This is a genomic window from Streptomyces mabaensis (genome assembly GCF_053763515.1).
Window position 1 is genome coordinate 161,574 of record NZ_JBSOPZ010000015.1, and the last position, 8,722, is coordinate 170,295.

The following is an 8,722-nucleotide window of genomic DNA, read 5'->3' on the forward strand; positions in this document are numbered from 1 at the left end:
TGGCGACGCACCCAGCCCTCCTGCACAGCCCGCTGGGCATCGGTCACCGACAACAGCGGCTCAAGGCCTGGACCGTCACACGGTTTCCTCGGCTGCGGCACGGAGCGCGGTCAGGACGAGTTCGGCGACCTGGCCGACGGTACGGCGCTGCATGAACACCGCGATCGGCAGGGTGGTTCCGAGATCCTCGGTGATCCTGTTGCGCAGTTGCACGGCCATGAGCGAGTCGATGCCGAGGCGGTTGAGGCGCAGGCCGCCCTGGACGCGTTCGACCGGGAGTTTCACGACGGTGGCGATCTGCGCGCAGAGGTAGGCCGTGATCGTGGTGTGCGCGCTCGTCTCGTCCTCAGTGAGCAGATTCCCGAGCTCGACGGCGGGAGCCGAGTCCTTGGGGGTGGTGTCGAGGTCGTGGAGGAGGGAACCGGTACGCACGGCGGGGAAATCGCGTGCCCAGACGGCCGGGTCGAAGGCCATCACGCCCACCTGGGTCGTGGGGTGGTGCAGGAGCCGACCGAGGACGGCGAGCCCGTCGGCGGGGGCGAAGCCCTTGAACCCGCGCTCGGCCAGCCGCAGGTCGTGCGTGGCCTTGGCGACCTGGCCGGTCTGCGCCCACTGTCCCCAGTTCACGCTGAGGGCGGGCAGGCCCAGGGCCCTGCGGTGGTGGGCGAGACCGTCGAGATAGGCGTTGGCAACGGCGTAGTTCCCCTGGCCGGGTGAGCCGATGAGGGAGGCCGCGGAGGAGTTCAGGACGAAGAAGTCGAGTTCCATGTCCCGGGTGAGGCGGTGCAGGTTCCGGGCCCCGTGGACCTTGGCGGGCATGACGGCCAGGAACCGCTCGGGGGTGAGCTGGGTGAGGACGGCGTCGTCCAGGACGACGGCGGAGTGGACCACGCCGCGGAGCGGGGGCATGGTGGCCGCGATGGAGTCGAAGACCTCGGTCATGCGGTGGAGGTCGGAGACATCGGCTTGCTCGACGCGGACCTGTGCTCCCTGGGCCGTGAGTTCGGCGAGTTGTACACCGGTCTCGTCGGTGGGTGAGCTTCGTCCCACGAGGACCAGGTGACGTGCCCCGTTCCGGGCCATCCACTGGGCGGTGAGCAGGCCCACACCGCCCAGTCCGCCGACGATCAGATAGGTGGCGTCGGACCGCAAGGTGGCCGCGGGGTCACGTTCGGGCAGCGTGCCGCGGGTCAGACGGGAGGCGTACTGGATTCCGTCGCGCACCGCGATCTCGTCCTCGGCGCGGTTGCCGGCGAGGGCCGCGCACAGCGCGGTCAGGTCCCGGGGGGTGGGCCGATCCGGCAGGTCGGCCAGGGAACAGCGCAGGTCGGGCACCTCGTAGCGGACGACGCGGCCCAGTCCCCACAGGGCGCTGTGCGAGGGGACCACCTGGTCGTGGTCGTGGACGGCGTGGGCGGCGCTGGTGAGCATCCACAGGCGGGGCGGTGCGGTGGTCTCGGCCAGGGCCTGCACCAGGGCGAGGGCGGGCAGGACCGCCTGGGGGTCGTCGCCCGCATGCACGTAGACCACTGTCCGGGGGTGGCGCAGGTCGCTGCCCAGCCCGTCCAGCAGGCCATGCCAGTCGAGCTTCCCCACGGCGTCGAGTCGGATGTCGGGGACCAGAGCGGCGGGGATGCCCTGGGCGAGGAGTTCGGCCTGCACCCCGGCCCCGTCACCCAGCACGAGAATCGTTCCTTCCCCTCGGGGGGCGGGTTCGACCGGATTCCAGGTCAGGTCGTGGAGGAGCTGCCGTGCCCGTTGTTCGAAGAGCTCCGGCATGTCCCCTCCCAGCCGCTTGAGGCAGAAATCCTCGATGCTCAGCAGGTGTCGGCCCGAACTGTCCCCGATCACGAAGTCGCCGCGCACCAGATCGATGTCGTTCTCGGGCGAGGTACGGGTGACGACGCACCACAGGTCGCTGCCCGGGGCGGGGGTAGCCGTGCCGAAGAAGCGGGCCGTACCGACGGGCAGGTAGGTGTCGTGTTGCACCCCGTCCCCGGTGAGCAGCGACATCAGGGGCTGCAGCGCACAGTCCAGGAGAGCGGGGTGCAGGAGGTAGGCATCGCCGCCCGCGGGGAGGGTGTGGGGGACAGTGATGCCGGCCAGGATGCGTCCCGGTGCCCTGCGCAGGGAGGTGAGCGCCTGGAAGGGGCCGCTCTGGACGATCCCGCGGGCCCGCGAGGCGGCGTAGTGGTCCGCGATGTCGATCTGCTCGGGGAAGAGTTCGGGGTCCGGCAGGGTGACGGCCGGGGCGGCCTGCCGCGAGTCCGTCACCAGGGTGGCGGTGGCCAGCTGGATCCAGTCTCCGTCGTGGGTGTAGCAGGACCAGGAGTACCGGTCGGGGCCATCGGCGGCGCAGCGGATCTGGAGGCGGGCGGCGTCGGTGGCGGAGAGGAACAGGGCGCGGTCCAGGCGCAGGTGCTCGACATGGAAAGGCGTGGAGTCGTGGATCTGCTTGCCGGAGGCGAGGGCCAGTTCGTGGTAGGCGGCTCCGGGAAGGACAGGCACATCGTGGACCCGGTGTTCGGTCAGGTACCGCAGCCGGCCGAGGTCCAGTTCCAGGTCCCAGAGGTAGCTGCCCCCGGGGGCCAGGGCGAGGTAGGTCCCCAGGAGGGGGTGCGGGGAGATCGGTGCGGTGGGGATGAGGGTCCCGGTGCGCCGCGGGTTTGCCAGACCTAGCTCCTCACGCCAGTGCCGTTCGCGCTGCCAGGGGTAGGCGGGCAGGGAAACCAGGCGTGCGCCGGGCTCGGTGAGCTGCTCGAAGGGGACCGGGCGGCCCTGGGTGTACAGCTCGGCGAGGGCGTTCAGCAGGGCCTGACAGCCGTCGCCGCCGCGGACCATGGCGGGCACGGCGGGCCCGCTGAGGTCGCAGTGCTGCAGGTTCTGCTGTACGGCCTGGAGCAGTACGGGGTGCGGCCCGAACTCGACGAACGTGTCGATGCCTTCGCCGGCCAGCTGCTGGATCGCCTCGCCGAACAGGACCGGTTCCCGCAGGTTGTCCATCCAGTACGCCGCGTTCAGCTGGGTGCCCTCGACCGGTTGCCCGGTGACCGTCGAGTGCATGGGGATGTGTCCGGTGCCCGGCCGCAAGGGGGTCAAGGCGTCCAGGATCGCCGGGCGGAGGGGTTCCACCTGGGGGCTGTGGGAGGCGATGTCGACCTTGACCATCCGACCGGTCCTGCCCTGTTCGGTCAGTTCCCGGAGGATCCCCGCGACGGCTTCTTCCTCCCCGGACAGCACGCAGGACGCGGGACCGTTGTTCACGGCCAGCGATACGCCGGGGTGTCCGGCGACCGCCTCGCGGGCCTCTCGCAGCGAGATGTCCACGGCGGCCATGACCCCCTTGCCGCTGATGGCCCGCAGGGCGAGGCTGCGGCGGCAGATCAGCAGGGCGGCGTCCTCAAGGCTCAGGATGCCGGCGACATGGGCGGCGGCCGCCTCACCCATCGAGTGCCCCACCACGACATCGGGGGCCAGGCCCCGGTCCAGCCACAGTGCGGCCAGGGCCACCTGAACGGCGAAGATCACCGGCTGTGCGACATCGATCCTGGCGAGCAGGGAATGCTCGGGTGAGGCGGTGAGCTGTGCGGTCAGTGACCACTGCACGTGCGGGGCGAAGGCGGATTCGCAGGCCGCGATCTTCTCGGCGAACACCTTCTCCGTGAGCAGCAGGTCACGGCCCATGCCGAGCCACTGCCCGCCCTGGCCGGGAAAGATCCAGGCGGTCGCGTGCGGGCGTTCGAGATCGTCCTCCGCATCACCGGTGTACAGACCCTCGGTGAACTCCCCCCGGGCATAGGCTTCCAGGCGCTCCGCGGCCTCCCGCGCCGAGGAGGCGACCACCGCGAGTCGCTGACCGTGATGGGTACGGCGCATCGACGCCGAGTAGGCGATGTCGGCCGTCGCCAGCTCACCGGCCGCCAGCAGCTCGCCGTAGCGGCGGGCGAAGTCCCGCAGCGCCTGCTCGCTGCGCGCGGAGACCGGCAACAGGAAGGGACCGGAGGCCGGTTGCTGGGCCGGTTCCGCAAGGGGCGGTTCCTCCAGGACGACATGCACGTTCGTGCCGGTGATACCGAAGCTGCTCACCCCCGCGCGGCGCGGGCCGTGCTCCTCCTGCCACTCCCGGCCGGCTGTCGCGACCCTCACGTTGATGTCGTCCCATGGGATGGCCGTGCTGGGGGTGCGGAAGTTCAGGCTCTCGGGGATGAAGCCGTGTTTGACGCAGAGCGCGGCCTTGATCAGGCCCATCGCGCCGGCAGCCCCCTCGCAGTGACCGATGTTGGTCTTCACCGAACCGACCACCAGTGGGCGGCCCGCCGGACGGCTGCTGCCGAGCACCTCCTGCAAGGCGGCGATTTCCACGGGATCGCCCACGCTGGTGCCCGTCCCGTGGGCCTCGATGTAGCCCACGCTCGCTGGATCCACCCCCGAGTCGCGGTAGGCGGCCCGCAGTCCGGCACTCTGACCGTCGGTCTGCGGCGCCATGAAGCTCTCGCCGTGTCCGTCGTTGCTCGCCGCACTGCCGCGGATCACGGCGTGGATCCGGTCGCCGTCCTCGATCGCCCGGGACAGGAGCTTGAGGACGACCACGGCCGCGCCCTCGCTCCGGACGTATCCGTCGGCGCGGGCGTCGAAGGCCTTGCACTGTCCGTCGGGCGCCATCATCAGGCCCTGGGAGAACCCGATCGCATGATCCGGATTGAGGATCATGTTGACTCCGCCGGCCAGAGCCACCTCGCAGTCACCCGCCCGCAGGGCACGCGTCGCCAGGTGCACGCCGACCAGAGACGAGGAACAGGCCGCGTCGACCGCCACGCTCAGCCCGCGCAGGTTCAACGCGTAGGAAATTCGTCCGGCGTTGCCCCCGCGCGTGCTGCCGCCGACCGTGTGGACATCAAGGTCGTCCAGCAGGTGGGACTGACGGTCCCAGTAGTCGCTGGTGATCACACCCATGAGAACCGCGGCGTCCAGAGTCGAGGCCGCCCGCAAGCTCAGGCCCGCGTCCTCGAACGCCTCCCACGCCACCTCCATCAGCAACCGCTGCTGGGGGTCCATGCACTCGGCCTCGCGTGGCGAGATACCGAAGAACTCCGCGTCGAACTCCTCGATCCGATCCAGGAATCCGCCAAAGCGGCTCATCATCCGCCCCGGAGTCGCAGGGGAGGGATCGTAGAAATCCTCCACGTTGAACCGTGCCGCAGGCACCTCGGTGATGGTGTTGCGGCTGTCGCACAGCACCTGCCACAGCTCGCTGACACCCGCTGCTCCCGGGGCGCGTGCCGCCATACCGATGATGGCCACCGCCTCCGCGGAGTTCTGCGCCGCTTGCGGATCCTGCCCAAGAGCCTGCGTGTGCATGCCGTCCTCCCATGGGAACTCGAACACGCGCGGATCTTGCGCATGGGTACTGAACCCGTGCGCAGGTCGGCGCGGTCGGATTCAGGGCCGCCTCGCAACCACGCGTGGAACTACTGGCTGTGCAGAAATGCATGCGCAGAGTAACAGCAAAGTGGATCACTAAATGACCCCGAGCGGGAACCGAGCGCCTGCACCGGAGTTGAGCCCGGGCTCGCGATACTCGCCGCAGCCCCGGTCCCACCGAGCACGCTGGAACAGGCCGGAGAGGCCATCCGCGCCTCCCGCGCCGTCGCCCTCTCCTCAAGGAGCTCAGCGCTTGAGCGTGAAGGTGAAGTCGCCGGAGAGCTTGCCGCTCAGCCGGATTGCCGAAACGAGTTTCCCCTCCGTGATCAGTCTCTCGACCTCGGCCCGTGGATGCTGGTGCACGGAGCCGCCCCCGGACGGAGGGCGGCGTCGTGTTGTGGGAACGTCGGTCAGGGCTGTGCGACGTTCTCGGCGTGGAAGCGGGGCGGTGGTTTCAGGCGAGGGGGATGTCATGTCCGGGGCCGCGCTCGGCCTCGGGGGCGCGGGCCGAAGTAGCAGCGGTCGGCCTCGCTGACGGGCAGGTCGTTGATGCCAGCCTCGCGGCGGCACATCAGGCAGTTGTCGGCGAACTCCCACAGTTCGTTGCCGTAGGAACGGAACCACTGGCCTTCGGCGTTGCGCCACTCGTACTGGAAGCGGACGGCCATGCGGTTTTCGCGGAAGCCCCACAGGCCCTTGCGCAGGACGTAGTCGAGTTCGCGTTCCCACTTGACGGTGAGGAACTCGATGATCTCGTCGCGGCCGGTGAGGAAGACGCCCTCGGTCATGGCAGGGCGGTCGTTCACTGTGCGGGCCGGTCGGTCAGCGGCGGGTTGTCGGGTGCCGCGGTGACGGTGTCGGCCAGCAGCGGCAGCAGGCGGCCGGTCACCACGTGCTGGGGAGCGAAGTGGACGCGGCGGCCGGTGCGGTCGTCGTCACCGGCGACGCCGGGGCGGGTCCATTCCAGGTCGGCCCGGCCGGACAGATGCAGGGTGCGGCCGGTGGTGAAGTCGCAGAAGAGCAGGGCGGCGGTGGAGTCGGTCTGGAGGTTGCCGAGTGTGTTGAACATGTTGTTGCCCCGGTAGTCGGGCCACCACAGTCGCCCGTCCACGACCCGGACGAATCCCGGCGGGCCACCGCGGTGCGAGGCGTCGTTGCCGCGGCTGGGGTGGGTGGTGCCGATCAGGAATGTGTCGGAACGGCGGACGAGCTCGGCGTCGCCTTGTGTGAGGGTGCTTGCGTGCCGGGCCGGCTCTGCGCTGTGGGCCGTGAGGGGTGCGGTGTGCAGGTGCCGGCTCTGGATGTACTGGGGGCAGTTGCCGTACGCCTGCTCGACGTCGATGCGCAGTCCGTCGCTGCCGGTACGGGACAGAGTGCCGTTGATCCGCAGCCGTCTGCGGGTGGTGAACTCGACGACGATCAGCCCGATTGGCTGGTGCGCCGGCAGGTGACGCAGCGGGTCGCCGTCGGCGGGCAGTGTTCGCACATCAAGGGCGGCCGGTGAGGCCACGTGGAGGAACCCGGGGAGCCCTGCAAGGGGGGAGGTCCACAATGTGCCGTCGGCATCGCGAGCGGTGATCGCGGCGAAGGTTCGCTCCGCCATGAACCGCGTCACGCCGCCGCGCAGCTGGGCGGGCGCCAGCATGCCGGAGAGCCGGGCCGCGTCCCTGGCCACGCCTGCCTGGTGCTGCACGGCCAGTTCGCCCTCGTGGAAGCCCGCAGTCGGGTTACGTACCGGGTCGGTCATCGTTCTTCCTTCCACATACAGCCGGCGATGTCGCCGGCGGGTGGGCGAGGGGTGTGGCCGCCGGCCCGGCTGGGGCCGGGGTCGCTGGTGACGGGGCGGTGCGGCGGGGCGGGTCAGGCTGCGATACGCGGGGTGACCACGGGCCAGTCGTTGTCGACCTTGGCGAGGATGTTGAAGTAGTTGGTGAGGACGTTCAGCGCCAGGTGGCCGACGACCTCGCCGATCTCGGCGTCGGTGGCGCCGGCGTCGCGCGCCGCCTGCAGAGCGGCGTCGTCGACCTGGCCGCGACGGCGGGCGATGGCGTTGGACAGGGTCAGCAGTGCGGCGGTGTGCGGGTCGGCGGCCTTGGCGTCCCGGGCCGCCTCCAGCTCGACGGCGTCGATCTTGGCGATGTTGGCGCCGATGTAGGTGTGGGCCGACAGGCAGTACGCGCAGCCGTTGTACTCGGCGGTGGCCACCGCGAGGCGCTCGCGGACCGGTGCGGACAGCACGCCGCCGACCAGCGCACCCGACAGGTCCAGGTAACCCTTGAGCAGTGCCGGGCTGTTGGCCATCACCTTGGTCATGTTCGGCGTCAGGCCGAACGTCTTCTGCACGTCGGCAAGCAGCTCAGCGGCCTTGCCGGTCGCGGTGGCGGGCTCGACGGGGGTGAAGCCGGTCATGAGAGCACGACTCCTTCGTCTATCCAGTTCTGACGCTTTGATGCGCCAGTACCCGTTAGAAGAACGATGGCAGGCGTTGGCCGTCATGTCAAACGGTTGAAGCTGCATGCAACCGTTAGAAGTGCGGTAGTTTCGGCGGCATGGACACGAACGCGCCGCTGCTGGGCGAGCCGCTCCCCGTGGAGCTGATGAACACCATCTGGGCCGACCGGGACGGCGTGCACGACGCGCTACGCGATCCCGACGGCACCAGGGCCTGGCTGCACGCCGTCGCTTCCCGGATCGACCTGATGACCCCGGGCGCCCTCGACACCCTCACCACCGCTGACCTCGACCGCCTCGGCGACCGGCTGACCGGCCTGCGCGACGCTCTGCGCCGGCTGGCCGCCGAGGCCACCCAAGACCCGCGCCCGGCAGCCATCTCCGGCACCCGAGAACTGCATGCCGCTGTGACCGTGCTCAACCAGGCCGCCAGCGACACACCCCACTGGTCAGCACTGTCCTGGACACCCGGACAGGCGCCCTCACGTCACACCCGCACCGGCGGGCAGGCAGCCTCCGTTGCGCTCTCCGCCCTCGCCGAGGAAACCATCACGCTCTTCAGCCAGGACACTCGCCACCAGCTGCGCGCCTGCCTGGCGCCGGGCTGCGTCCTGTACTTCCTCAAGCACCACCCCCGCAGGGAGTGGTGCTCCGCGGGCTGCGGCAACCGCGCCCGCTCCGCCCGCCACTACCAGCGCCACCGCGGGACCACCTCCTGATCGTCGCGCAGCAGGCCCACCACACCGGCAGGACCAGCACCGAATGCACCCTCCATGTCGGCGTACACGTGAACGTCCCCACCCGCGTACGGATGAACGTCCCCAGTTCTTGATGCCTTGAAGGGACACCT

General features: G+C 70.1%; 4 protein-coding genes and 2 pseudogenes. 1 reads left to right on the top strand and 5 read right to left on the bottom strand.

Annotated elements, in window-relative coordinates; all coding sequences use genetic code 11:
- Positions 1-75: 75 nt before the first annotated feature.
- From ACWV17_RS16195 to ACWV17_RS16215, 5 genes and pseudogenes are all read right to left on the bottom strand, one after another.
- Entirely contained in the window at positions 76-5,385 is a 5,310-nt protein-coding gene (locus ACWV17_RS16195; RefSeq protein WP_455360265.1) for an SDR family NAD(P)-dependent oxidoreductase, read from the bottom strand.
- Between the two features lie 282 nt (positions 5,386-5,667).
- Positions 5,668-5,769: pseudogene (locus ACWV17_RS16200) on the bottom strand (DUF1062 domain-containing protein); the annotation flags it as partial.
- Between the two features lie 122 nt (positions 5,770-5,891).
- A pseudogene (locus tag ACWV17_RS16205) lies at positions 5,892-6,194 on the bottom strand (DUF1348 family protein); the annotation flags it as partial.
- A 29-nt stretch (positions 6,195-6,223) separates the two neighbouring features.
- Entirely contained in the window at positions 6,224-7,168 is a 945-nt protein-coding gene (locus ACWV17_RS16210) for a pyridoxamine 5'-phosphate oxidase family protein (RefSeq protein WP_455360266.1), read from the bottom strand.
- Positions 7,169-7,281: 113 nt separating this feature from the next.
- On the bottom strand, positions 7,282-7,830 hold the full coding sequence (locus ACWV17_RS16215) for a carboxymuconolactone decarboxylase family protein (protein WP_455360267.1): 549 nt from the start codon (positions 7,828-7,830) through the stop codon (positions 7,282-7,284).
- A 140-nt stretch (positions 7,831-7,970) separates the two neighbouring features.
- On the opposite strand from ACWV17_RS16215, the gene ACWV17_RS16220 reads away from it, so the two are divergent.
- Positions 7,971-8,591 carry a CGNR zinc finger domain-containing protein gene (locus ACWV17_RS16220; protein WP_455360268.1) on the top strand — a complete coding sequence of 207 codons (621 nt, stop codon included), beginning with the start codon at positions 7,971-7,973 and terminating at the stop codon, positions 8,589-8,591.
- The last annotated feature ends 131 nt before the right edge of the window (positions 8,592-8,722 follow it).